Below are 25,120 nucleotides of genomic sequence, written 5' to 3' on the forward strand. Positions count from 1 at the left end.
TTACTACAGTTTCTTTAAAAAATTTCTTCTCAAAAGTTTCTTCTACTAAAGCTAATAGAACACTTTTTATGCGACGACCTAGGAGGGAAGCGTAATGTGTATGGGATAGAATTTCAGTTTAACACTTATAATAGCCCAATTCTATCATTGTACTTAAAGTAGCCATAAATCCATTTTCATTTGGATTTTCTTTGGATGGACTTAAATTGGTGTACATATCTTTATGAATATCATTGTAACTATACTCAACTATAAGATAATAGGTATCTAATTTTGGGGCGTATATTTTGTTGCCAACTTTTAATTCGGTTAATTCTGTTATTTTATTCATAATTCTATTTTTATTAATTTAATTATTTAGATTATTAAAACCATCTAAATCTCTCTGTATTCTGTCTTTTGGCAAACTCTTTAAAAACCCTAATGTACCTAAATGACAATTTTTAATTTTAATTTCTTTACCACAAACACAAAATTGATTTCTACCTGGAATATCATTATTCTTAACAGATGTGAGTATTTTAATAATAACAGAAACATCATTCAATTTAAGTCTTTCTTCGTAGAATTGTATTACACCATCAAAATGATGCATGTATTCTTCATTAGCATATTTACCATTTTTCATTTTATATAACACGTTTGTGAAGAATGGGTATACTTTTTCTTGATAGAACGTAATAATATTTATACCACGTTTTGACATAAATTCTAGTTCATGATCTATATCCAAACAACAAAAGCCATCTTCACTTATATGCCATTCATCAATTCTTTCTATTTTCGTACTTGTTTCCTTAACAATTGGTACACAATATGGATATTTTTGTTTTTCTATAAAGATTTCAATTTTAAATGAATCCCAATAATTGCCATCAACATCGCAAATATCAATCAAACCTTTAAGGATAGAACATTTCTTTTTTGGACGTTCGTAATACTTGAATTTTGGATATGTATTTAAAAAGCTATTAATATTTTTTTCTAGTAGACTATTAGTCATAAGAAAAATATGGTTTACTTAATTTTGCAATAGGTTTTAAACTTGAAACAGTTAAAGGTTCTAAAATGTTGTTGGCTTTAGGAATAGCATTACCAAATTGGTCTACTGCAATGAATGGTTGCTTTTTCAAGAACAGCTCCCAATTGAAATCATATTGAGTATAATTGAAATTTCTATCTGCAATTCTATAAATATATCTGTCATTTTCATTTCCAGTTCTGCGACTAACTGGTTTGAATAAATCATCATTATTTTCTAATTCGGATTTAACAAATTCGCCAACGACAATACCATTAGTTTGTGCGCTAGATTGCATTTTACTTGCTAAACTCGTATGTAAACTACAAGTAGTTACTTCACTTATCTCCCCAATACCAGCATTTCCCCATAATACGTCTTCGGTATGCCCTAAATCTATTCCAGTCCTGATTGATATATTTTCAATCCCTTGAGAATTAAAATACTCTTTTAAATCGTTTTTAACAAAATGGGTGTATACACTAACAGCTTGTAGTGCTTGTAAAACAGCCTTTTCTCGCGACATGTTTTTACCTCCGAAATAAACAAAAATTCCATCACCTTGTAATCTATGTATATAACCACCAAAAATTAATGCTGTATGTATTCCTGCTCTTTGAATAGCATTAGTAATTAAAAATATCGTTTCCTTATCAAATTTCTTGAATAAGTTTGTACTTCCTTTTATATCAATGAAAGCTGAAACAATATAATGTTCTTCTGTTGAATTTGAATTTTTTAAATGCCCAAAATCTGGATGAAGACCTAGTTGTTGTTCATAATTTATTGTTGTTCCTATTTGACTCGAAAAGCTTTTTAAGCTATCTGCAATATCCTTTTGAGAAGCCTTAAAATAGATATTATTAAATTGTTCTTTCGATCTTTGAATTACAGGTTGACCTAAACCTTCTCTTATGTAATTGGATGAATCAGAGCTTACAGCTTCTTTAATTACATCCATATAATCTTTATATATGTTCATGGTTTAAAATTTATTTATTAAAAAAATTATTATTAATGGGACTAGTCCAATAAATTGAAAAACTAACAGTCGTCCCGAAAGTTTTAAGCGTTCAAACTTTTTATTGAGTCCTTTGGATAAAATATGTACTTGACTTCTTAAATCTTTAAGTTCATCTTTGGAATCATATTTTTTCGATTGCTCAATGAAGTCTTCTTTAGATAGCGTACCAATTGTGCCAAAATAAAAAAGAGAATTTGGCTTCTTGGAAAAATAAGGAATACTCGCAAGAACGAGTATTATTAAAGTAATAAGACCCAAACCTAGTATTGCACACAAAATTAAATTGAATATATCTGTATACTCCTTAATGTACTTATCTATATTTACGTAACTAGCTAAAACACCACTTAAAACAAATGTATTTATAGCTATATAAACAGCAGTCTTATTATTTACACTTTCAAAATAGTGGTCAAATCGACTTATTGTATAGATTAATCTATCTTTTTCCATTATTCACTTTGATTAATTTAGATGTGATTCCGAACATTATAATCAAGAATAAAATAGTTACTTGAACACTATTCTCTTTGCCTTTTTGTACCCAATTAGCATAATGCTCACAATTAAAATTTAGCAAACTGTATTTTTGACCTAATCTATGATATGCTCTATTTATCGCTTGGTTTCTTTGAAAATCTGTACCTTCAAATGGTTTTATTCTTATAGGCTCATAGTCTACTAGTAAATCAGATAATTCTAATTCAGATAAAACTTTAACACCATCTTGAAGGTTTCCTATAAATGTTTCGTTTCCTACATAAACAACATAATGATTAAGTATTCTACCTAATCCATTTCTTTTTTTTGCTACAATTACATCTGCTGGATATAATTGAGAATTCAATTGTAATTTTTTAATCATACTTTTTTATTTAAAATTATTTTTCTTTTCTAACTCCTTTAAATTTACCTCCAGATGTTTTTACGTCCATAAATTTTCCAGTTTCTGTATCTCGTTTTACATAAAGGTTTGTTTTAGTATTTAGCACTTGTGAGCGTTGTTTTACTGCTCCTTTTCTTGCGTTGTCTCCAACCGGTTTATTTTTTGCCATAACTTTGCTTTTAAAATTTATATTATTATTACCTTGTAACTCATTGCTTACATTTATATATGCTAAGCAAATGCAATTAATTACCATGAGAATGGTAATTTTTATTTTTTAATCAGCATTAATTAATGAGAGTAATACATTCTGGTAAACTAGAGATTAAAAGCAACTATGATAAAGTAGAGTGGGAGAGAGTGATTCCTGTCCTTATAGCTTTTGCGTATAGTTTACTAGGAAACAAGAAATTTACTAATAGGAGAGACCAGCTTGCTTACGATTTTGCAATTGAGACAATTACAAAATATCTTGAGAATAAGGATAAATTTAATCCAAGTAGAAACCCTGATTTAATCAATTATTTAAAATATAATATCTTGCGACAACTAATTTCTAATTTTGAAAATTCAGCAGGTATTAGAAAAAGAGTTATTTTAGAAAACACGAATGATAAAAATGAAACTAATTCAAAATACTCATTAGAACATTTATACAAAGAAGATAAATACATAGAAAATAATATTGATGAGAAGGTTTTCGTTCAAAAGATGGAGCAGAAACTTAAAAATGATTCTGAGTTAAAAGAAATTTTTGATTTACTTTATTATAAAGATTCAAAAAGAGCTGAAATTTGTAGCGATTTAGATATTCCATTAAGAGAATTTGATAATAGGTATAGAAGGTTAAAACGTCTTTTAGATAATGAAATGAAAATACTACTTAAAAGCAAGTAATGCACAAAGATAGAAAGCTTAATAATATTAATCAATTTGAAAAAGACTTTGCTGAATCCGTTAGTTTTAACGAGGATATTGCTAGAGATTATTTAGAAGAGAATGGAGTTGATATAGATAAATTCATTAAGAAAGGACTTAATCAAATTCAAGCCTCTTTTAAGAAAAAAGAAATGCAATTGAGTAAAGCATTGTTTTTTAAAAGGGTAGTATTAGGTGCTGAAATAGTATATAAGTTACACAATGAGAGAACCTTTGGACATGTAAAGTTTATGAAACTTATGTACTTGTGTGAACAAGTATCTAATATGGAATTAGCAGTTAGATATGTAAAACAAGCAGCAGGACCATTTGACGCTAGATTTATGCATTCAATTGACAAAGAATTTATAAGACTAAAATGGTTTGATGTAAAAGTAAATTCTGGAAGAAAGTTTAATACTTATAAATATATTCCAGATGAAAAAATCATGTCATATAAAACGTATTATAACAAGTACTATTGCAATGACAATAAAGGAATAGAATGGTTAATCAAAACTTTTGGAAAACCACCAACTAAAAAAGTCGAGCTAGTTGCTACAATATATTCATGCCTTGATGAATTTATTAAAAAAAATGAAGAGTTTTCTACTGAAATTCTAATTGAAAAAGTTTTTGATTGGTCTGTAGAGAAAAAAAAGAAGTTTACTAGAGCTAATATAGTTAGTGCTCATAATTGGATGATTGAAAATAGATTAATTCCAGTTTCATAAATATTATTTAAAATAAGAATCTCGAAGGTTACCTTGGCCTCTTAAAATTTTGCCTATAACAAAAGGTGAAATGAATGTGTATATTTTAATGGTTTATTTCTTGAATGTTACTTACAAAAGATAATTTGTTCTAAACCTCTAAAATTTAAAAAGCTCATATAAATCAACCTCTAATGAATTGGCTATAATTAATAAAGAATAAGTAGTAGAGTTGACCTTTCCATTCTCAATTTTTTCAATAGCTTGACGGTCTTTACCACACGCACGGGCTAAATCAGATTGACTTAAACCTTTTTTAGATCTAATTTCAACAATTCTTTTTCCAACTTTTTTACTCAATTGGTCTTTCGTCATATAGCAAATGTCATATTATTACACGACATTATTGTCATACAAAAATATGACATATTGAATTTTTTGTTATATTTGTCATATAATAATACGACAAAATCATTATTAACATAAAGAATAGGCTATGAGACATGATACTAAACCTTTGACACAAAGTAACTCCCAAAACGAATTATTATCTATACTAAAAAAGGAACTAGCTTTACATTCAGTATATGTCATCAGCTGTTATAGGGAAAAGAGGGCACAGGAGACCAACATATTGCCATCCGATAAGTCCACCAAAGAATTCGTTACCTATACCTTACTCATCATAGCACATAAAACCCATTCCAAGGGATTGGGGGACCTCATGGACGACCTCTATGGAAAAATGCAACAACGCTGTAGGGTCTATATAATCTTTTATACCATGTCCAATGTGAAAAAACGGTTGGATTTTGGAGATAATTTTTTGACACAGGCCATTTTCAAAACCCCTTGCATCCACAAAGAAGATGACACCCTATCAAGGTTCAGCCTCTATGGTTCGCTTTACCACCAAAATGTCTATGACCTTATCCTAGAGACCTGGACGAACCGAATGGACAGGGCAGGGTACCTGCTTTCCATCATTGGCAACATTGAGCCCAAAGAGGATTCCTTGGCGATGTTGTCCACCATGCACCATGCCTTGGAACAAATATGTTTGGGGCTTCTGTACCTGTTCTGGGAATTCAAGCCACAACACTATTCATTGCCCTATATGTTGCACCTGTGCAGCCACTTTACGACATTGCCACAGACCATATTCCCAAAAGAGACCTATGGCCTGCACCGTATCTACTATATGCTTTGCAATGCGCACCATATCATGCGCTTCAAATCAAGTAACGAGTTCACGTATAAGGACACTGATAAGGCCTATAACCGATGCGAACGATTTTATGATGAAGCCAAGGCGATAGGAGAAACACACTTGGAACACCTCATGGAAATACATTCCAGCCCATTCCCCAAAATGTCTAAAAACCCCATTTCGGAAAAAGCGCTTCATTAAGAACATCTTGAACATGTGCCCAAAACGCAAAACAAAAGCATTTTGGGCACAAGTTCGCTGGATAAAGAATTCCGGTTCCAATTTTTTGTAAAGTCCATGTACCACATTCCCATTCCACACTTTAAAAAAGTGGAACACTGATATATCCATACAATATTCCCGAAATGTAAACGTCGCAAAATATTTGCCTGCAAATTTATCTGCATAAAAAATCGGAACCCCCAGAGGTTTCCCCCAATTTTTCACTTGAAAATTTGGGACAAAATTTTGGCTTCCGTTTAGTGTGCGCTCAAATATTGTTTAACTTAAAATCATGTAATCATGGAAACAAAAACAAGAGCGAACGGAAGTGCAAAGAAAGAAACAGCAACCGTTAAGAACGAGGTGAAAAAGCAATTGGCGGAAGAAGCGATCGGAAAGGCCCAACAGGTCAAACAGGAGATTGTCAGCAAGCAAACGATCAATTTGGCAGAGCGCATCCAAAAGTTTGAAAAGCTACGGGGATTGGCCACACAAAGGGAACGCCTGAACGAGACCTTGAACGAACTGACCAAGTTCAACTACAACCAAGGGGATTCGGCATCGTTTTTCATTCGTGATTCCCATAATCTGGAGTTCAAGACGACCAATACCAATTTGATTAAGTTGGTGACCACACATTTACAATCCACTTTGGAGATTCGTAAATCAGAAATTGAAAACGAGATTATACAGTTTGAACTGTAACCAGATTTTCAAAGAACCGTTAAAACCTATTCGAAAGAGTAGGTTTTTTCTTTATAGTTTAAATTATTTGTCCTTTCAATGTCATAATATAAGATTAATAATCTATACTATAAATAAGTATTTGTAATTATCTAAAACTTTTAAAACTTCATTGAATTGGTATGGTTTAGACTTATGTGCAAGGTAGATTTCTTGTAAATCATTCTTTAACTTATAAAAATAGAATAGGTCCACATTCTTACTTTTAATTATGATTTGCTCCAAGCTTTCAATAATACTTATTGCGTCAATTGTCGTATTAATAGTGTTCGTTTTACAAATATTTACTATGGTCTCACAAGAAAATCTCAATGGGTCGTCAAATCGCCCACTAACATTTTTGATATTTGGGTGTATTAAGCACAATTCAATAATTTTAAACAAATCTTTCAGAGCTGTATTGTTTGTATATTTTGAAGATTCACTATCTCTAAATTCATAAACTTCACTTATTGATTTTTTTAATTGATTATTATATAGAATGAGTAGTCTGTTAAAAACGGTTGGATTGTTTAATGTGATGAGTTTTTTAATTAAATCAATTTCAGTATAAATGTTCTCTTTTATTAAATTTGAGTAATTTTTGATGATAAATGCGTCTGCAATTTTTCCCTCTCCTTTTTTGATTAATAAATCCATAATATTATTTAGAAAAATAGCATAGTTGTCTGTTTTTCCGTCGTAATTTAAAAACTCTATAAGTGTATTTATATCTTCAGAAAAACACAATTCTATTAAGTTATTTGCGTAATAAGTATCCTTTTCTATCAGAGTATAAATTTTCCCTTTAACATCGATATTCAGGTGTTCAAATTGAACGTTATTTTCTATGCAATATCGTATATGGTTAAGAAAACTTAATTTATTGGGAATACCTTTTTTTAAATTATCTAATATTCTTTGATTAATCTTTTCAATCCTAATATGGGTATTCATATAGTCAATATTAATTCCATTCGCCTTATGATTAAACCAAAGCATGTTCAATAAAAGTTCATCATCCAAATTAAAATTATAATGCTGTTGTATTTTATAAATATCTTCACATAGAATGTATTTTTGGGGATTCCAAGATTGTTTAACAAAGAGGTGGTTTTTAAAATAAATATTAGCTTCATTAGTCTTACTCATGCACCATGCTTCTAAAAAAGCTACTTGAGATTCAGATATATTAACATCACCGTTTTCCGTCGGAATTTTGCTGACTATATGGTGAACAATATTATTTTGCATTGAAATTATGGCATCATGAACAACATTAATGTTGAGGTTTTTATTTTCAGGATAGTAATCTCTGAAAAATTCATAGAATAAACTTTTTACATTAGAATATACGAGTTTTTGTAGTTCAAGATTCCCCCAGTAATCGTCATCAATTTCATTGATTTTTTTAAAGTTTAGGTTTTCAACATTATAATAATTGTAGAGTTTCACTATTTGATTTGTAATTTCATCTATATCAAATAACACATCAAAATTTTTCTGATTATGTGACTTCCAAAATTTTTTGTTTTCTAACGCTTCTTCAATCGTTATTTTTTCTTTAAAACGATAAGTAGTTTTACTTTCAACCATTTGTTCAAATCTAATGCTTAAATCCATACTTCTATGGCTTAAAACATTTCTAAATTCCCTAATAAAATCATCATTTAGTATATTTCTATTATACATATCTATTATTTCATGAAAATTTGATTCCTTAACTAAAAATGATAAAAAATGTTTGCTGAAGGAATTTCCTTGAATTTTATTTAATACTATCTTAAAAATTTGATGTCCTATTTTGCAAGAATTAATTATGCCCAATATTGAATCATCTTCGTAGTATCTAATCTTATTATTGATAACAGCATCAGATATTATACCTGTCAAAGTTTCGTAGTGTTCAGTTTTACCTTTAAATATTAATTCAATATGCTTGGAAAAATCTTTAATCAACCTTTCATTTATTGGGAATTTATATCGTTGGATACAAAACGAATATATAATTAGTAATATTTCTGGAGTTTCAATTCTTTTAAAAAGGTCAAATAAGCTTTCTTTTCTTGAGTAGATTGAATTGTATTTTGATTTTGTTTTCCATTGCTTATTACCAATAGCTTTATCAAGTATGTCTAAAAAATAATGAATGTTAGTTTCAACCGATTTCGTCGGTACTGAGGTTACAATAGCACTTACAATTTCTTTAGCATCATTATCACTCATTAGTCTAATTATTTGATTAAAAAAATCAATATCATTATTTAGATTTAGACTTTTTGAGAGTGAAATAACTTCTTGTTTCAGATAAACATCTTCTTCACTATTTGATTTTTCTTCTTTAAGAATATCTAGTATTAATTTTTTTAGTTCATCATGAAAATCGTTCCCTATTTCCATATGAGAAATAAGCGTTACTGCTGATACTCTTGCTCTTCTATGGATTTTGGTGTCCTTTAATTTCCTAATTAAATAATTTATGTTCGAGTCTGTTTGGCTGAATGAAGCTATCCTTTTTGCATCATTTATCCAAAGGGTTTCGTTAACACATTTTTTTATAAAAAAATCTTGAAGGACTTTCGTTCTTATATCTTTGCTGATACGATTAGAATCTGCGTTGAAAAGGATTTCAAAATCATTATTTAATAGACAATCTACTAAAGCATCGTGTTTTGTTTTATCTAGTTCAAGATTTAGCATAAATGTTAAAACATTGTACCAAGTAGGATGTACCTTATTAGTGTTTTTGTCTATTGTAATAAAACTAATTATTTCATTAAATGATAAATCTTGAAGGAGCCTAGCAACGAAATATTCTTGAATATTTTTTTTAACAAATGACCAGCTACCGTCCAAATTTTCTTCTATGAAAGGGTTCTTCGAAAACTCTTTAACGTCAAGTTTTATAACTTTTTTTATTTCTAATGAAGTTAGAAACGGTTTCTGCATTGCTTCTAAAGCAAATGCCGCCCTTTGTGTATAACTAATAGTTTTATCTGTATCAAAATTTATATCGTTCTGATACTTATTTTTTCTGTCATCTTCTAATCTTGAATCAACATATTTATCAATTAATACTGCTTTGTTTGTTAACAGGACTTTCTCTTTTTGAAAGTTTGAACCAATAAGTTCCAAATAAAAAGGGTTTTCTAAAAGTTCTCTATGTTGTTGTATATCGAAGTCTTTATGCTCAGTGATTTTTAAATCAAACTTTTTTCTAAGAAAAGATAATGCACTTGGTAAATTAATTTCGTTTAAGAAATTAATATCAAAATTACTTATGTTCTTAATGAACTTTTTATAAACATTAGTTCGACAACTAATTAAAAATTTCATTTTAGAATTATCAATATACTCAGAATTTTGTGCGATGAAGTTGCGAAGTTTGTTACTGAAATCTATAATATTTTCTATTTCATCTACTCCGTCCAATATTAGAACTATATTATGAATGAATTTGTAATTGCTAGGCAGTAAAGATTCTATGCTTGAGTCTGAAGAAAAGTTTTTTAGTACATAAAAAACTGGAATTAGATTTGTCTGATCTCTGTTTTGCCATAAATCTATTGCAAACCTTGATAATTCATAAGATTTTCCATAACCAGGGTTTCCTAATAAAACAATGCCTAAATTGGTTTGTTCGATAGCCTTTTCAAGAGTATCAATATTTGTTTTTTCTTCATAAAAATATTTTCTATTTTGTGAATCTCTTATGGTTCTTTCTATATAAAAATCAGGCTTTTTAATTTTTCCTATGAATTTTTTCCTATCTCTTTCATCAACAATAATTTTATTGAGGTTTTTGCTTGAAAAAATAAACCTGTCAAATTTCCCAAGTAACATTGCTCTGTCATCTTTCGATAACTCCGGGGCGTTGACCGAATACGTTTTTTTGTAAATATCTGGATAAAGAGAAAAATATTCATTAACCAATGTTTCTGGACTTAAAAAAGTGATTTTAAAATCTTTATTACTTAAAATCTCTAAAAAGGGTTTGTTTCTGGTTTCTTCAAAAATATTAGAGAAGTCTCTTTTGGGAGAAATAAAAAGCATCAAGTCAATATCATTGTGAGTTGTGTAAAGCTGAGGTATTTTTATGAAAGCATTAGTATAGTTAAGTTCAGTTGTATAATCTTTGCATTCACAATATATATTGTAACTTCTATACTTGCCATCAACAATTTCAACCAAATTATCAAACCCATCTTGAGTCCCAGAAATTTGTATTCTTTTACGAACAACCGAATAATTCAGTTCTGTGAAAATTTTATCAAGAAAATCAATTGCTAATATCTCAAAATCACTCCCCTTTTTAGCCATTAGTATCTTTTTTATCTAAAATATGTAAAAGTAATTGGATTGACATCTATATACAATTTACTACAACTTTCGAAAATGAAATTTAGAAACGCTGAAAGGCGTTTTTTTATGAAGATAAGCACCTAAGCTATTCCATTGACCGCCACCAGTTCGGCAGTCGCAAGAAACAGGCATTTTGCCCGATAGGTCTTATAAAACCAAAGAGCAAAGTATATCGACTTCCCTTTCTTTTTGGGTTCGGGTATCGATACCTCTAATAAATCGTCCAATGACGTGTTTATCTTTGAAGCCTTTTCTTTCTTTTGTAGGGGCTTTTTTTGCTTTTTATCTGTTTTTTCTGTCATTAATCATAATAATCTAATGTGAATACAAATATAGTATATATTTAATACCTTAATTAACAATTAGATAGAAATGGGTAAGAATAAAAATTCTCAATCATTATTAATTTCCTTAAATATATTTGCTACAATAACCGCAATTGTTTTTGCGATTTTATCTGAGACTGATGATTCTTTTGATTTTATTAGTAAATGGCATATTATTCTTGGTGTGTTTATTCTTTACTTAATAATCAATTTCAGTAGAGTAATACAATTTATTGATAGAATTAAATCTAGAATTAAATTTTTGCTAAATATTGTTATAGAATATAGGAGAGGGCATTTAGAATTTATTGATGTTCTAGGAGAAGAAGTAATGTATAATGAAGAATGTTTATTCAAAAGGATTAGAAGAAAGAAAGTTTATACTAGTAGCATTGCTGTTGATGGGAAGGTTGATAATGTTATTCATACTTATAATTGTTATAATAGTCTAAACCACAAAAACAATATAGTAACAATATCTTATGGGAAAAAAGATGAAAATAAAAATATAGGTCATAATAAAAGACAATTGCAATTTGGGTTTGTTGTAATATTACGTAATACTTTCCCTAAAAAAACAGAATCATGGGATACTGTTTGCAAACATTATACTAAAGTTTATGATTTAAAAATGTCTTTTTCTAAAACCAACCCTCCTAGAGATGTTTGTCTTTTTGCTGTTAGTGAGAACAGTAAAGGGAAAGAGGTTCTTACTCCTTTAGACATAGACCCCTTAATAATGCAAAAATATAATAGAGTAGTTATGAAGATTAAGTTACTTCATATGCAAAAAGGAGATAAATTTAGAGTAAAATGGACTTGGGATTCGCCTAAGATTAAAAAGAAAGACAAGAAATCTAAAAAGCCTTCTAAAAAGAAGGCTAGTTAGTATTACGTTGAGGCGGTACCACCATTTAAATTTTCAGCTTTCATATTTTATTAATTTAGATTTGGCTATTAATCGTTGTTGATAAACAAATATATGTAAAAAACCTGTTGAATTATCTGGAATGATTCTAAATTATAATTAGCTATGAATATACATATTTTCTATAATAACCAAAATGTTTATACTATATATACGAGTAAAACCTATAAATGTTACACATTTATACTTTATTTAACCTAAATTTAACGTGCATTGGTTAACTTCTTATAACCCAAAATACTAATTAATTGTGTACTCTTTTAGAAGCTTCGTAAGCTTAGTGCTGGCTTTTTAAGTCCATTATAAATGGTTGGTTTATAATCACTAATGTAGAAAATTTCGTAGCAATAAAAAAACATAACGTAATCAGAGTATTTGTATACTTAATTGCACAAAATTATTCATTAAATTCAAACCATGCCCTTATTTCCAAAAAAAGACAAACTATTCAACGATTACAACGATAATTATATAAATAGTTATAGGCAAACCGCTTTATCTGGTCTTGCTATGGCTTGTATTGGTGGTTCTATATATGGGATTTATAAGCTTGTAGAATGGTTGTTCTTTTAACTTTTCTAAAGCCAAGAAATTCTACCATATTCCAAAGACATCAATATTACATATATAATGGATATTATTACGAGCGATACAATAGCCCATTTCATAAGCCATAAGAATAAATCAACAAGTTTTTTAACCTTCGATTCAGTGCAGTTTCAAGCTGTAGTAAATTTCATTTTCGAAAGTTGTAGTAAATTGTATATAGATGCCATTTGATTGATTGAAATAAAAGTTTAATATTTAAAATTATCTTTTCGAGAAAATGACTTTTAATGTTTTGAGTTTATCTGCATAATTTGTAATGTTTGTTGCAATGGCATTTGAGTTTTCTCTTTTTACAAGATTTTTTCATTTTATTGTTGAAATAGAACAACTCTCAAAATATCGAGTTGTTTCCAATTCAACAATCCACCATGCTTTTTTTAAATTAATTTTAAAAAAACCTGACGCTGGATTTTATAAAATGTATCTCAATCCTAAATTTTAAGACCAAAACCCATCAATTGAAAACATCCCGTGTTTCAATTTTACTCATTAAACACATACATTTATATGACCAGTGATCCAAAAAAAAAGCAACTGATGAAAATCAGTTGTCGAGGATTTTGTCAAGCCAAAGCTTGACGAAATGGAGAAGCAAGAGGGTAACGCGCAAAGCGACGTTACTGTTTTTATATTCAACTGATATTCAGTCGAATAAGCTTGTTTTTAAGAGCTATGGTTTTTATGGTTTGTAGTAAAAACAAAAATGAACCCAGTAAAACCGCACAATCATTGTAACAATTCAATAAGATATGGATGATTTTACCACAATTCGATTAAAGAAAAAGGTCATTAAAAGGTTCAAGGGATATTCGAAGAGGACCAGTCCCAGTTATTCCGAAACATTGGATTTTATGGTTGCCTTCTTTGAAGACACAGGGCTTTCACCCTATGATACCATGCGCAACCCTATTTTATCCTGCACCGTTTCAATGAATAAAAGAATGGATGCTGTAGTGTCCATTTTAAGGAATATAGAGAAAACACAATTGATCCCTACCCGTGAAATGTTGGAATCCCTATTTAAAGAAGTTGGGGATGAAGAGCCTGTTTATATTGAACGCACCCAAAAGGAAATAGAAGCTTCAAAAACCGAGACCGAAAAGCTTTTGGATTATTACATGAGGGAACTTGATAAGAACAATAAAGAGCTATATAAAATAAAGAATGAATTTAGCCATATGTTAAGAAAGGCATCCTATGTTAAAAGCACATTTGGAAAAAGTTACTATCGACTGGATATTCCAAGGGAAAAAATGGAAGCTGTAATGTCAATTTTTATTTGATAAGTTGCAATATGGTTATCATGGAACAGTAAATTTTTGACTAGGCATAAAATAGACATCATTTTTTATGGTGTTTTATAAATGCAATGAAGTTGAACAATACCATTCTACCTCATTATTTTCGTAAATCATAATCAACCAAAACTCTTTAATAGAACACTGGCTTGCAAAAAATGCTTCCCAGTTCTAAAGTTTTTTTTCCTTTCAAAATGCAGGTTTGTGATTTCCCCAAACTTGGTATCCTGCTCCAGTTTATGGATAAGCTTTAAGATAGCATTATAATCGCCTTCCAAAGTAAATTGAAAGGTATTCACTTTTAAATCATTTTGTTCAATGATATGAGGCTCTAAAAAACCAACCACCTTAATGTTGGAACTATCGGCAAAAGCATTGATGGTTTTTAAAAGGCCGTTTTGCAATGAGCTTCCCTTTATTTGATATTTGTTCAACAGGGAGTCATAATACTTTTGTTTTTGCTTTAAGAGTGAAATTTGTTTGGGCGTGTTTTCAAATAAGGCCTCTTGTTGACTTAATGCATTGTACTCATTTTTAAGCACTAAGGTCTTTGAAATCGCCAATTGATAGCACAATACCAGCACTAAGATAAAACCGATCCCAAATAATATGTTCTTAGTCTTGTTGGTCATGGATCATATTAAGTTTTAGGCTGAATTTTGAGCTGGATTTAGAAAGATCCTCATAACTTACAATCTCAATATTATCTATCCACTGCATAGCCTCTAAATCGGCAATCCATTTTGAAAAAGAGTCACTGTTATTGGATTCACCAGATATCATCATAGTATTTTGATTGAGTTCAATAGGTTTATCCTTTTTAATGCTTTTTGTTAACGGTTGATAATTCAACTCAGACAATAAAATAGAATTTGGCAAACCCTGAACAATGTCATTTATATAAAAGGAGCTTTTGGAAGCACTGCTTTTGAGCATATCATCCACCATTTTCTGGGATTTGTTGACAGCCCCATCAAGCTTCAAAAGTTTTTCTTTGGTGGTTTTATTCACTTGTGAGGTTTGTTGCAAGGTGTTGACTTCATTGAAATAATGGTTAAACACAAAGAAGTTGATGAGTAATATGCCCAGAATAAAGACCAATCCCATTTTTAAAAATTGACCAGAATATCTGGACTGGCTATAATCACCTTTTAGATCATGTTTTATATTGTTTAAATTAGAAATGGATTCAAAATGATGTAAAACAAAATCCAATGCTCCAGCAAAGGATAGCACTTGATTATTATTGACTTGCAAGCCATTAATATCGTAAGATTCACATGCTTTTATCTCTGTTTTTTCAATGGCAGCAATTTTATTGTTTTCAAAAGAGACCCTAGCATTTGAAGTAAAAAGTGATTCATAAGCTGTAAATTTTGAGATACCTGAGGCCACTAAATTCCCCAATGACATATTAATAATAGGTATCCCCTTTGTTTTATAATCAGAAATAAGCGCATCCAAATATGTTTTTCTACAAATGGAAATAAGATGCGTTTTACCTTGTGATATGATCTCATAATAAAAGTCATCCAAATTGATATTTGAAAACGCACCATAAACAAGGTTCTCAGGGTTTGATTGCTCACTTTCAATTTGTTTAGTCAGAATTTGATCATTGTTCACAACCAGAAAGACTGCTTGGTTCTTTGGAAGCTTTGTAGCGAGGGTTTCAATCGAAGTATCATTGAAACCGCATTCAATGTCCAATGCTTTTTTGGTCTTTTTTAATAAGATTCCATAATGTATCTCTTCACCATTTTTACTGGTTAATTCAACACCACAAAAGCGATTGCCGTAAAGTAGGTATGTTTTAAGTGCCTCCAGCATTAATAGATGACCGTTGGTTTAATAAGTACCGTTAGTTTCGCTTTGGAATCGGTGCGCTTTCGTTTACTGAACAGCCATTTAATGACCGGTACCCTTGCTAAAAAAGGCACCCCGGAACCCGAATCATTTTTTTCTTGCTCTTCCAAGCCACCCAATACGACTATATCCTGATCCCTTACCCTTATAATGGAGGTAAATTCCCTAGAACTTAAATCTGGTGGCGCATCTTCAGCTACCCGTAATCCAAAGCTGGATTGTACCACAAAAATGTCTAGGGTCACTTGTCCGTCACCGGAGACCATAGGTTTTATGGTAAGCCCCAATTCAGCATCAATGGGCTCATAATTGGTGATTTCCGAGGTTTGTGGATTATCGGTACCATAAATATTACGCTGGGTCACCGCATAATAGGAGGTTTGCCCGTTGGAAAAGGTGGCCCTATGACCGTTCAAGGTAGATAGCTTGGGCGTGGAGCGTATTTTAATATTGCCATTGGTTTCCATAGCTTTTATGGTCGCAAAAAAATTGGGCACGACTTTACCAATATTGACATGGCCAAAGCCATCAAACCCATTGAGAACCCGATTGATGGTTTTGGCACCTAAGGTTAAATCCGTAGTTGGGTACAATCCCCCTTTGGTTTCAACAGGCGCATCTCCAATACCCCAACCTACACCAGCCTCAACAGTGGCATTTCTGCTCACTTCAATCAACATCACTTCAATCAAAATGACTGGAACGGGTTTATCTATTTTTTTTACAAAACTTTTAAAACGTTCGATGTTGGCTCCTGAACCCGTTACATAAAAACTGTTGAGCTCATAGTCAATTTTGATATTCAGATCTTGGGTAATCTCATCGGGAAGGACACTCAACAAAGCTTCTGCTTTAGTACCTGACTCACTAAAACTATTTCTTGTACCAGTATTAACGGACGTTCTATTTGAGGTGTTGTTGAGTCCATTGCTATCAAATTGGTTGGTATAATTCCTGTTAAAATTATTGGAACCATAACCATTATAGCTATTGGAACTTCCATAGGTTCTTCCCACAGTTCTATTTCGATTGCCACCGCCCGCTGGGTCTGCCAATAACTCCACAGAACGATGCTGTAAATGGATGATCTCTACAGAACGCACGCTCAGTTGGTTTTCAGTTCCAAAAAAATAAGTACTACCTTCTTTTTTAAAGGTGAAATTTTTTGATTGGGGACTATTGTTGTTTTCTTGATTTGGGTTATTTCTGTTTACGTTATTGGGTTGAGAAACGATTGAACTGGATTCTGTTTGCGATTCAAACATTTTGACGAGCAGCTCATCAAAGGTGATGGCCTTGGTTTTAAAAGTAACCGTTCCCGCTTGGTCCAATGGTGCAGCGGTAAAGATATCGAGTTGAAGTTCATTGCCAATATCATTTATGATACCCGCTATGGGTGTGTTATTAAAATCCACTTCCAAGAGTTGGGAATAGGCATCCAAAACTTTATATGAGGTATCGGAACGCTTTCTTGTTGAGGCTGTATTATTGGTGCCATCATTTGAAATGGAAGCATCCTCGAAAACAAAAAAATTATCTTTCGTTTTTTCAACATAAAATTGATTCGATAGAGCAAGGTTGTCCATAGCCACATCAAATACCATATCCTTAATATAGGATGTGATTAGTTTGGTTTCAAGACCAGGTGTAAACACCAGGTTTTTACCAGATTCATCCATAATGCGTTTAAAGACCTCATACAGTTTGTCTCCTTTGGCATCTATGGAAATGGTATTGTTATCAGGATTGTAAACTACGGGAATAATGCGCTCTTCAGGTTGTTCAATGGGAGGTGTATATTTTTTTATGGAAAGGATATTGCCCGTAAAATCGATGGTCAGTTGGTATTCCTTGCATAAAAACACCAAAAGGTCGGCAACCGTTACATTAGAGAAGTTATTGACTATGGTAATTTGATTAAGTTCGGGAGAAAGGTTTAAATTGACCTTGTGGATATTGGACACTGCCAACAAAAAGTTGGACAACGAAATATTGCTAACGCTAATCTCTGTTTTAACTTGTTCGGACAACCCAGCATTATCCACTGCCAAAACCTCTAACTGATTTTTAATGGTTTCAATACGGGCATCGTTGTTCTGGGAAAATCCAAAATGTATTGTTAATATAAATACTATAAAAAGCAGTTTTTTCATATATGGTTTTGCTCAATGCTATTTTTAGCAATTTTTTTCAATAGTTATTCAATTCTTTTTTGATTTATTGGCTTAACAAAGCATACACTTCTTCCACCGAGCTTATCCCTTGCTTAATTAAATCAATGGCATTTGTTTTTAAGGTTGCAATGTTGTGTTCCTTTAAATAAACATCAATATCCAAATCGTTTTGCTTAATATGGTTTACCAATTCTTTGGTTATTGGGATAATCTCGTAAATAGCCTTTCGTCCTTGATAGCCAGTATGGTAACAGGCATTACAACCCATAGCTATAAAATGCGTTTTTAAATCTTTTGGAATATTAAAATGCTCTGGAAAAACGTCTTTACTAACGGATGCCTCCTGTTTGCAAGTATCACAAAGTTTCCTAACAAGGCGTTGCGCCACACTAACGTTTAAGGTGCTGGCAATTAAAAAGGCTGGTATTCCCATGTCGATAAGCCTGGAAATGGTTGCCCATGCAGAATTGGTGTGTATGGTTGATAATACTAAATGCCCCGTTAGAGCAGCACGAATCGCCATATTAGCGGTTTTGACATCACGGATTTCACCTACCATGATCACATCAGGGTCTTGGCGCAAAAACGTACGTAAGGTACTTGCGAAATCAAGCCCAATATTTTCTTTAAGCTGAACCTGATTGACACCTTCCAATGTATATTCAATGGGGTCTTCAATCGTTAATATATTGGTTTTGTCGTCATTCAACAGTTTTAAAGTAGCATAGAGTGTGGTGGTTTTTCCAGAACCTGTTGGACCAGAAATAAAAACAATCCCGTTGGGCTTTTTAACGGTTTCCTTGTAGGTTTTGAGTTCTTTTTCCGTAAAGCCTAAATCTTCCAATTGAATATGCCCTGCATCCTTGCTTAAGATACGAAGCACTATTTTTTCACCATGAAGGGTTGGTAAACTGGACACCCGAATATCAAACTCGTCCGTATTGGTTTTCATGGTAATACGCCCATCCTGGGGCAAGCGTTTTTCAGAAATATCGAGTCCTGCCTTAATCTTTAGTTTATTCACAATAACCGGGTATTCCGATAGGTTGATCAGAAATTGTTCTTTTAGCTTGCCATCCAATCGGTAGCGCACCCTGCATTTGTGCTCATAAGGCTCAAAATGAATATCGCTACTGCCAATTTGTTTTGCTTTTAGCAAGAGTTTTTCAAGAAAATCATTACTGTAATGTAAATCTTCTTTAACTACCGTTGATTGTTGCCTGAAATTGGTCGTTAGGTACTGATTGATGTTTTCAAATGTTTCCGGTAACAATTGAATTTGCTTCCCCAGAACCACTTGCAATTCTTGTTTTAATATATTTGAAGGGCTTGCTGCCCTGAAGATGATATGCCCATTTTGGGCTTCAAAGGGTACAATTTTATAATGATAGGCTTGTTCACTGCTAATAAGTTGCACTAAGGAGGTTTCAATATTGAAATCTGTTTTTACCATAGTCTAAAATTGATATATGGTATCAATCATTCCAGACCAAAATCCTAAAAAAGTGATGCTAAAAAACAAACCCATATAACCCGCCAAAGGCACTGAGGTGTTTTTTTTAGATTCAGATAGCATGAGATGCAACACCAATGAAAAAATGAGCGCACTTGGTAAGAGCACCATAAAGGAAATGGAGGCGCATGCAAATATTAAAAAAAAGAACATAAGGATATCTCCCAGTCCAATGATGTTTCTAAAATCTGTTTTAAGCTTAAGTTTGGCATATAGATAAACAGCACCAAGTAACATTGAAACAAAGGCTAAATTGAACAAAACTGAGACATAAAACAATTCAGGAAGGGTATTCAGAAAATATAAGATGCCAAGGCATATACCAACTATGGGGAATAAAAACCAATAGACCTGACGCTCTTTGATGTCCTGGAATGCAATGCATACCAAAACTACAATCAGCAGTATTTTTATAAAGATTATAAACATCAATCTTTTACAATTTGTTTTGGATTACCATTTTCATCGATCTCCCAAACATTAAAAATGCCGTCCCCATCAAAATCGGTAATGGCGGTTGCCCTTACCTTAAAACTATTGTTATTGGCATTAACGATCTCATAAACATAGTTACTGGTACCATCTTCTTTGACGGTCTTTGGAGGTGAGAAATCAATCTCGTTCAGGTCGTTGGAGAATTTTGAATACATGTAGCGATAACTTGTCTGTGAATTATAGATATACTTTAACTGGGTCTGTGCTTCAATGCTTTTGGCTTTACTTATTAAGGGCATTAAATTGGGCAATGCCAATAACAATAGAATACCTATGATAACCAGTACAATCAAAACTTCCTGTAAATTATAAGCTGCTACCTTATTTGATTTGATGTGTATATTTTGAAATAATTTTGCTGTCATAGTGGTGGGTTATTTTATAAGAATCCTTTTTCTCTTGCCAGCCTTAATAATACTTTATCTGATTTCTTGTCATTGTTAAAAATCTGATTTAATCGTCGCTTTCTGCGCTCAATACCAGCTTGGGATAGGTGCACAATCTCTGGCAATTCTTTGGTCTTTGCACCCAGTGATAGGTGGTAGAGCATCTGTCGGTCAATATTATCCAAGTTAAAATCATTGGATATATGCTGCCTAACGAGTTTTAAAATAGGCTTGCTATAAAAAGGGACATCATTGATGACATTTAAAACGCCTTCGGTTAATATTTTAAAGTCTAAATCGTTTTTAAGTAACAAAGCATCAGGCTTAATGGTTTTTAAAATATTGACCAGCCTGTAATTGTTCTCTAAGTGTGTAGCAATGATGATTTTCACTTTAGGGAACAAAGACTTTAATTTAATCCCTAAATCATCTCCTGATATCAGTTTTCGATCTTTTGAAGGTGGTAAACTGATGTCCAAAAACACTAAATCCATAATGTGATGGTGCACTGCATATTCAATTTCAGCATTACCTTCTTCACAGTTTTTAGCAGTCCTTATCTTAAAATCCAGATTACCATCGTTTGAAGAAATATGATCTAAAACCCTTTTATATCCTTCAATAATAAAGGGATGGTCTTCAATGATTAGCGTGTTTAATTGGTTTATCATAGTAAACAATTTTTGCACTCAAAAAAATATGGGTTTGCATACAATGTTTCTTGAATATCATACAAACAACACAAATCTATTTATATAACATTAAAAAAAAGTAAGGCAAACCCTTACTTCGAGTAAGGGTTATTTTTTTTTAAATGATGAGACCAAAATTGTTCTTAGGTGAGACTATGTGGGCTAATATAAATAAACTTATTGAAATTTCAAGCCCCTCATATTAGTATGGATAACCCTTACTTTTTTTCCAAAAAGGGTTTTTAATTTTATCATTTCGGAATTAAAAATAAATATCATGTCTAAACATCTATTTTCATTTTTGTCATTAGTGCTTATTGTCAATTTTGCAACTTCTCAAGATTTACCTGAAATTATACCACCTTCGCCAACAGCAGCATCGCTAGCACAATTTGCCGATGTTCCAGTAAGTGAATACACTGGTTTGCCAAATATAACTATACCAATTTATACTATAAAATCTGGGGACTTGTCCTTACCAATTTCATTAAATTATCATGGTGGTGGAATAAAGGTTGCACAAGAAGCTAGTTGGGTTGGATTGGGATGGTCTCTTAATGCAGGAGGTACAATATCTAGAATTATAAAAGGACATGATGATTTAGATTATAGTTCTTCAGGAAGTCCATCAGGAGAGGATATACCATATATATATTCTCAAGATGTTCCAAATTGGAACGCCACTGAAACAGAACTTAATTCATATTATAAAAACATTGTTTTTAATAGGCATGACCCTGAGCCGGATATTTTTTTCTATAATTTTGGTTCATACAGTGGTAAATTTATAGTCGAAAAACCCACGCAAGGAAGTAATGAAGTTAAAGGTAGGCCCCTAGATGCTCAAGCTGTAAGTATTAGTTATTTTATTGCTGAACGCATATGGGTAATTACTGACCCTATGGGGATTAAATACCAATTCAAGGTAGCAGAAACAACAACCAATTATTCATACAGCACCAATACTAGCATTTCAAATGTTCTAGCTAACAGACATACTCTTATGAATAGTGGATCAGCCCCTTACCCAGTAGTGACCAGTTGGTACATAGAAAAAATATCTTCTCCAATAAGTGAACATGAAATTACCTTTGAATATGAAACTGATATACACAACACAAAAAGCCAAATTAGGGTTACAGAAGTCGTTCCAAAAAATTTGACGCAGCAAGTTACGTGTAGCTCAAATACAAGTCCTAATACTTCACCTGACCCTTCCAGAATTGTTTATGGATCTGTAGACGTCACACAAGATGTCTATTTAAATCAAATTAATTTTTCAAATGGATATGTAGTTTTTGATACAGAAGATAGAATTGACTTAGATACTAAGTCTCCAAGTGATCCTGACCCACAAAGGCTGAAAGATATAAAGGTTTATAGAAGTACAGGTGGGGCTCCGATAATCACGGCAAATCTCAACTTTGATTATTTTCAAAAAAATACAACCACGGCTGAAATACCAGATTATTACAGGCTAAAGTTGGAGGGTGTTAATATAAATGATCAAAATTATCAATTTGAATATAATGACCCAGGTAGTTCTCTTCCATCTAAAATTTCTTTGGGTATCGACCATTGGGGCTACTTTAATAATGCTAACAATAATAGTTTAGACTTATGGGGAACAACCAGCAGTTCTGTTAAGGGCACACTTATTCCTGGTATTACAACCCAATTTCAAGGTCAAACGATATCTGTAAGTGGAGCAAACAGATTTCCTAATGAGAATTACACTAAATATTTTGTTTTGAAAAAAATTATATTGCCTACTGGAGGTTCTCAGACTTTTAATTGGGAGTCTAATGAGTATTTTGGAACTGAGATAATAGAAAATAGCCATACTGGAGCTTTTCCAAATGCTAATCTTACAACAACTACAAGTGGATTAGGGAATATCATGAATACTTATACAAGTGATATATTTGAGATTACTGATGCAAGCGTTAGAATACATGTGAATTTTTTAATACAAAAAGTTACAAACCCTGATTATATAGCCAATACAGACGAACATCCATATGTTGGATATTATAAATTGGAAAATGGCTCTTGGGTTTTACACCAATTACCATATTTAGCTTTTAATGACGTTTATGGACCAAACAGTGGTTATTCAATAAATCTTGACTATGAAAACATAACTACAACTTTTACACCAGGTAAATACAAAATGGTATTAACGTATTTAGATAACCTTAGAGTTGGTTACAATTGGTCCTATACAGAAATGTCAACAACAATGTTTACTGGAGTCAAAGGGGGAGGTCTTAGAATTCAAAGCGTTGAATTGGATGATGGCAATGAAACCATAGTTAAGAAATATGGGTATTTAATGAAGGATTCAAATAAGAGTTCAGGTATTGCTATGGAAAATCCTGTATACCATTATATAAGTCCAATCATAGGTGGGGTATTTTATAGAAGTGGAAATAGTAATTGTGCAATATCTGGAAGTTATTTAATAGGTAATTCAAATAACCTTCTTCCGGTAAGTGGAACAGGTGATAATTTTATAGGTTACGGTTGCGTGCAAAGTTCATATGAAGGGAGCACGAATCTAGGAGAAACTATTACAGAGTATTATAATTTAAAGCCAATAAGTATAGTGTCCAATCCACCACCTAACTTTCCTACTGAGTCAGATCCAAAAAATGGAAAACCATTCAAGATGACAATAAAAAAATCAGATGGGATAACCGTTGACGAAACAGATTACTTTTATAAAATAGAAAGCAGCTACAGAAAAAATGCTCCCGGAATGTTTGTATATCAAAACCCATTTACTCATTTATTACCAAGTGATCCCTATGAATATCAAGCACTCCCTCCATACCTTACTTTTTATAGGCATAATAACTACACAGATTGGTGTTTTTTAGAAAGCAAATTAAACGTTCGTTACGATTTGAATGGTAATAACCCCATAACAACAAGAACAAATTATAGTTACGAAAATGACGAACATCTTCAGTTAACAAAAACAGAAACTATTAGTAGTAAGGGTAATAAAATCATAACCAAAATAATTTATCCTGATGATATCTCTACAGCTTCCACGCTTTATGATAATAGCACAATTGAAGGTGGTGCTTTGAGTACAGAATCTTTTAATGCGGTAAAAAGGCTTAAACACCCCAATAATGAAATCAATGGATTGCACCGCATTGCAGAAGCAATTCAAACAAGTACTTATGAAGATTTTGATAATGATGGTATCGCTGAGCCAGATGAGTTATTGAACATGGTACGCAATAATTTTAAGGATGTAGGTAATGACTTTGTTTTGACAAAAAATATTCAAACTCTAAATGGTGCATACAATGCTAGTACAAATTTGCCACAAGAGAGGATTGTATTTCATAATTACTATGATAATGGAAACCTTAAAGAGGTTTCAAAAAAAGATGGTACACACATCGTATACATATGGGGTTACAATGATGAATATCCAGTAGCAAAAATAGAAAATGCTACGTACTCATCTATTGAAAACCTTTCTTCATTTGGCACTAATTTTTCCATTGCTAACGGGCTTAGTCCAACTCAAGAATCAGACTTAAGAAGCCTATCAGGAGCATTAGTAACTACCTATACCTATATGCCCTTGGTTGGATTAATTAGCTCTACTGATCCGAAAGGTTATACAATATACTATGAATACGATTCTTCAAATCGCTTAAAGCGAATAAAGGATGAAGACCAAAATATTTTAAGCGAAAACCAATATAACTACAAACAATAACAATTGATG

Annotated in this window: 24 protein-coding genes; 8 read left to right on the top strand and 16 right to left on the bottom strand. The window is 31.8% G+C overall.

Annotation, left to right across the window (positions count from 1 at the left end):
• Positions 1-118: 118 nt before the first annotated feature.
• Genes BT151_RS12740 through BT151_RS18620 form a run of 6 tightly spaced genes read right to left on the bottom strand, consistent with a single transcriptional unit; the run spans position 119 to position 3,100 of the window.
• Complete coding sequence (locus BT151_RS12740; RefSeq protein ID WP_072402731.1) at positions 119-331, bottom strand: hypothetical protein; 213 nt, start codon at positions 329-331, stop codon at positions 119-121.
• Positions 332-349: 18 nt separating this feature from the next.
• Positions 350-1,003, bottom strand: coding sequence for a hypothetical protein (locus tag BT151_RS12745; RefSeq protein ID WP_072402732.1), 654 nt, complete (start codon positions 1,001-1,003; stop codon positions 350-352).
• On the bottom strand, positions 996-2,003 hold the full coding sequence (locus BT151_RS12750; protein WP_072402733.1) for an adenylate/guanylate cyclase domain-containing protein: 1,008 nt from the start codon (positions 2,001-2,003) through the stop codon (positions 996-998). The genes BT151_RS12745 and BT151_RS12750 overlap by 8 nt, the downstream gene beginning before the upstream one ends.
• A gap of 3 nt (positions 2,004-2,006) precedes the next feature.
• The gene (locus BT151_RS12755; RefSeq protein WP_072402734.1) at positions 2,007-2,498 is read right to left on the bottom strand and encodes a Pycsar system effector family protein; all 492 of its coding nucleotides are present in this window, start codon (positions 2,496-2,498) and stop codon (positions 2,007-2,009) included.
• Entirely contained in the window at positions 2,485-2,910 is a 426-nt protein-coding gene (locus tag BT151_RS12760; RefSeq protein ID WP_072402735.1) for a lecithin retinol acyltransferase family protein, read from the bottom strand. The genes BT151_RS12755 and BT151_RS12760 overlap by 14 nt, the downstream gene beginning before the upstream one ends.
• Positions 2,911-2,926: 16 nt before the next feature.
• Positions 2,927-3,100 (bottom strand): hypothetical protein, encoded by a 174-nt coding sequence (locus BT151_RS18620; protein ID WP_171946636.1) that lies wholly within the window; start codon positions 3,098-3,100, stop codon positions 2,927-2,929.
• Positions 3,101-3,225: 125 nt separating this feature from the next.
• On the opposite strand from BT151_RS18620, the gene BT151_RS12770 reads away from it, so the two are divergent.
• Positions 3,226-3,828 (top strand): RNA polymerase sigma factor, encoded by a 603-nt coding sequence (locus tag BT151_RS12770; RefSeq protein WP_072402737.1) that lies wholly within the window; start codon positions 3,226-3,228, stop codon positions 3,826-3,828.
• A complete protein-coding gene (locus BT151_RS12775) occupies positions 3,828-4,583 on the top strand; it encodes a hypothetical protein (protein ID WP_072402738.1) in 756 nt (251 codons plus the stop codon). Before BT151_RS12770 ends, BT151_RS12775 begins: the two co-directional genes overlap by 1 nt.
• Positions 4,584-4,721: 138 nt before the next feature.
• Here BT151_RS12775 and BT151_RS12780 read toward each other — a convergent pair whose 3' ends face one another.
• Complete coding sequence (locus tag BT151_RS12780) at positions 4,722-4,937, bottom strand: helix-turn-helix domain-containing protein (RefSeq protein WP_072402739.1); 216 nt, start codon at positions 4,935-4,937, stop codon at positions 4,722-4,724.
• A 121-nt stretch (positions 4,938-5,058) separates the two neighbouring features.
• Here BT151_RS12780 and BT151_RS18490 point away from each other — a divergent pair, with 121 nt between their 5' ends.
• Both BT151_RS18490 and BT151_RS12795 read left to right on the top strand, forming a co-directional pair.
• Complete coding sequence (locus tag BT151_RS18490) at positions 5,059-5,973, top strand: hypothetical protein (RefSeq protein ID WP_143144307.1); 915 nt, start codon at positions 5,059-5,061, stop codon at positions 5,971-5,973.
• 321 nt (positions 5,974-6,294) lie between these two features.
• On the top strand, positions 6,295-6,699 hold the full coding sequence (locus BT151_RS12795) for a hypothetical protein (RefSeq protein ID WP_072402742.1): 405 nt from the start codon (positions 6,295-6,297) through the stop codon (positions 6,697-6,699).
• Positions 6,700-6,801: 102 nt separating this feature from the next.
• On the opposite strand, the gene BT151_RS12800 is transcribed toward BT151_RS12795, so the two are convergent.
• Positions 6,802-11,037, bottom strand: a complete 4,236-nt coding sequence (locus BT151_RS12800; RefSeq protein ID WP_072402743.1) for an NACHT domain-containing protein — start codon at positions 11,035-11,037, stop codon at positions 6,802-6,804.
• Positions 11,038-11,159: 122 nt separating this feature from the next.
• Entirely contained in the window at positions 11,160-11,381 is a 222-nt protein-coding gene (locus BT151_RS12805) for a hypothetical protein (protein ID WP_072402744.1), read from the bottom strand.
• Between the two features lie 70 nt (positions 11,382-11,451).
• On the opposite strand from BT151_RS12805, the gene BT151_RS12810 reads away from it, so the two are divergent.
• From BT151_RS12810 to BT151_RS12820, 3 genes are all read left to right on the top strand, one after another.
• A complete protein-coding gene (locus BT151_RS12810) occupies positions 11,452-12,294 on the top strand; it encodes a hypothetical protein (protein WP_072402745.1) in 843 nt (280 codons plus the stop codon).
• A gap of 456 nt (positions 12,295-12,750) precedes the next feature.
• Entirely contained in the window at positions 12,751-12,906 is a 156-nt protein-coding gene (locus tag BT151_RS18625; protein WP_171946637.1) for a hypothetical protein, read from the top strand.
• A 785-nt stretch (positions 12,907-13,691) separates the two neighbouring features.
• Positions 13,692-14,225, top strand: a complete 534-nt coding sequence (locus tag BT151_RS12820; RefSeq protein ID WP_143144308.1) for a BfmA/BtgA family mobilization protein — start codon at positions 13,692-13,694, stop codon at positions 14,223-14,225.
• A 134-nt stretch (positions 14,226-14,359) separates the two neighbouring features.
• Here BT151_RS12820 and BT151_RS12825 read toward each other — a convergent pair whose 3' ends face one another.
• The 7 genes from BT151_RS12825 to BT151_RS12855 form a co-directional block, all read right to left on the bottom strand.
• The gene (locus BT151_RS12825; protein WP_072402748.1) at positions 14,360-14,872 is read right to left on the bottom strand and encodes a hypothetical protein; all 513 of its coding nucleotides are present in this window, start codon (positions 14,870-14,872) and stop codon (positions 14,360-14,362) included.
• Entirely contained in the window at positions 14,856-16,070 is a 1,215-nt protein-coding gene (locus tag BT151_RS12830) for a hypothetical protein (RefSeq protein WP_072402749.1), read from the bottom strand. Before BT151_RS12830 ends, BT151_RS12825 begins: the two co-directional genes overlap by 17 nt.
• Positions 16,070-18,259 carry a type II secretion system protein GspD gene (locus tag BT151_RS12835; RefSeq protein ID WP_072402750.1) on the bottom strand — a complete coding sequence of 730 codons (2,190 nt, stop codon included), beginning with the start codon at positions 18,257-18,259 and terminating at the stop codon, positions 16,070-16,072. Before BT151_RS12835 ends, BT151_RS12830 begins: the two co-directional genes overlap by 1 nt.
• A 64-nt stretch (positions 18,260-18,323) precedes the next feature.
• Positions 18,324-19,733 (bottom strand): GspE/PulE family protein, encoded by a 1,410-nt coding sequence (locus BT151_RS12840; RefSeq protein WP_072402751.1) that lies wholly within the window; start codon positions 19,731-19,733, stop codon positions 18,324-18,326.
• 3 nt (positions 19,734-19,736) lie between these two features.
• Positions 19,737-20,030 carry a hypothetical protein gene (locus BT151_RS18415; RefSeq protein WP_084647959.1) on the bottom strand — a complete coding sequence of 98 codons (294 nt, stop codon included), beginning with the start codon at positions 20,028-20,030 and terminating at the stop codon, positions 19,737-19,739.
• A 191-nt stretch (positions 20,031-20,221) separates the two neighbouring features.
• Positions 20,222-20,653: a prepilin-type N-terminal cleavage/methylation domain-containing protein gene (locus BT151_RS12850; RefSeq protein ID WP_072402753.1), complete on the bottom strand. Its 432-nt coding sequence runs from the start codon at positions 20,651-20,653 to the stop codon at positions 20,222-20,224.
• A 14-nt stretch (positions 20,654-20,667) separates the two neighbouring features.
• Positions 20,668-21,345, bottom strand: a complete 678-nt coding sequence (locus BT151_RS12855) for a response regulator transcription factor (protein WP_072402754.1) — start codon at positions 21,343-21,345, stop codon at positions 20,668-20,670.
• 298 nt (positions 21,346-21,643) lie between these two features.
• Between BT151_RS12855 and BT151_RS12860 the strand changes: the two genes are divergently transcribed.
• The gene (locus BT151_RS12860) at positions 21,644-25,111 is read left to right on the top strand and encodes an RHS repeat domain-containing protein (protein ID WP_072402755.1); all 3,468 of its coding nucleotides are present in this window, start codon (positions 21,644-21,646) and stop codon (positions 25,109-25,111) included.
• Positions 25,112-25,120 lie beyond the last annotated feature (9 nt).

This window comes from Flaviramulus basaltis (genome assembly GCF_900114265.1).
GTDB classification, from domain to species: Bacteria; Bacteroidota; Bacteroidia; order Flavobacteriales; family Flavobacteriaceae; genus Flaviramulus; species Flaviramulus basaltis.

Excerpts from the sequence above, each read along its gene's own strand:
- BT151_RS12740 (WP_072402731.1), bottom strand. The coding sequence starts at position 331 with ATGAATAAAATAACAGAATTAACCGAATTAAAAGTTGGCAACAAAATA.
- BT151_RS12745 (WP_072402732.1), bottom strand. The coding sequence starts at position 1,003 with ATGACTAATAGTCTACTAGAAAAAAATATTAATAGCTTTTTAAATACA.
- BT151_RS12750 (WP_072402733.1), bottom strand. The coding sequence starts at position 2,003 with ATGAACATATATAAAGATTATATGGATGTAATTAAAGAAGCTGTAAGC.
- BT151_RS12755 (WP_072402734.1), bottom strand. The coding sequence starts at position 2,498 with ATGGAAAAAGATAGATTAATCTATACAATAAGTCGATTTGACCACTAT.
- BT151_RS12760 (WP_072402735.1), bottom strand. The coding sequence starts at position 2,910 with ATGATTAAAAAATTACAATTGAATTCTCAATTATATCCAGCAGATGTA.
- BT151_RS18620 (WP_171946636.1), bottom strand. The coding sequence starts at position 3,100 with ATGGCAAAAAATAAACCGGTTGGAGACAACGCAAGAAAAGGAGCAGTA.
- BT151_RS12770 (WP_072402737.1), top strand. The coding sequence starts at position 3,226 with ATGAGAGTAATACATTCTGGTAAACTAGAGATTAAAAGCAACTATGAT.
- BT151_RS12775 (WP_072402738.1), top strand. The coding sequence starts at position 3,828 with ATGCACAAAGATAGAAAGCTTAATAATATTAATCAATTTGAAAAAGAC.
- BT151_RS12780 (WP_072402739.1), bottom strand. The coding sequence starts at position 4,937 with ATGACGAAAGACCAATTGAGTAAAAAAGTTGGAAAAAGAATTGTTGAA.
- BT151_RS18490 (WP_143144307.1), top strand. The coding sequence starts at position 5,059 with ATGAGACATGATACTAAACCTTTGACACAAAGTAACTCCCAAAACGAA.
- BT151_RS12795 (WP_072402742.1), top strand. The coding sequence starts at position 6,295 with ATGGAAACAAAAACAAGAGCGAACGGAAGTGCAAAGAAAGAAACAGCA.
- BT151_RS12800 (WP_072402743.1), bottom strand. The coding sequence starts at position 11,037 with ATGGCTAAAAAGGGGAGTGATTTTGAGATATTAGCAATTGATTTTCTT.
- BT151_RS12805 (WP_072402744.1), bottom strand. The coding sequence starts at position 11,381 with ATGACAGAAAAAACAGATAAAAAGCAAAAAAAGCCCCTACAAAAGAAA.
- BT151_RS12810 (WP_072402745.1), top strand. The coding sequence starts at position 11,452 with ATGGGTAAGAATAAAAATTCTCAATCATTATTAATTTCCTTAAATATA.
- BT151_RS18625 (WP_171946637.1), top strand. The coding sequence starts at position 12,751 with ATGCCCTTATTTCCAAAAAAAGACAAACTATTCAACGATTACAACGAT.
- BT151_RS12820 (WP_143144308.1), top strand. The coding sequence starts at position 13,692 with ATGGATGATTTTACCACAATTCGATTAAAGAAAAAGGTCATTAAAAGG.
- BT151_RS12825 (WP_072402748.1), bottom strand. The coding sequence starts at position 14,872 with ATGACCAACAAGACTAAGAACATATTATTTGGGATCGGTTTTATCTTA.
- BT151_RS12830 (WP_072402749.1), bottom strand. The coding sequence starts at position 16,070 with ATGCTGGAGGCACTTAAAACATACCTACTTTACGGCAATCGCTTTTGT.
- BT151_RS12835 (WP_072402750.1), bottom strand. The coding sequence starts at position 18,259 with ATGAAAAAACTGCTTTTTATAGTATTTATATTAACAATACATTTTGGA.
- BT151_RS12840 (WP_072402751.1), bottom strand. The coding sequence starts at position 19,733 with ATGGTAAAAACAGATTTCAATATTGAAACCTCCTTAGTGCAACTTATT.
- BT151_RS18415 (WP_084647959.1), bottom strand. The coding sequence starts at position 20,030 with ATGTTACTTGGTGCTGTTTATCTATATGCCAAACTTAAGCTTAAAACA.
- BT151_RS12850 (WP_072402753.1), bottom strand. The coding sequence starts at position 20,653 with ATGACAGCAAAATTATTTCAAAATATACACATCAAATCAAATAAGGTA.
- BT151_RS12855 (WP_072402754.1), bottom strand. The coding sequence starts at position 21,345 with ATGATAAACCAATTAAACACGCTAATCATTGAAGACCATCCCTTTATT.
- BT151_RS12860 (WP_072402755.1), top strand. The coding sequence starts at position 21,644 with ATGTCTAAACATCTATTTTCATTTTTGTCATTAGTGCTTATTGTCAAT.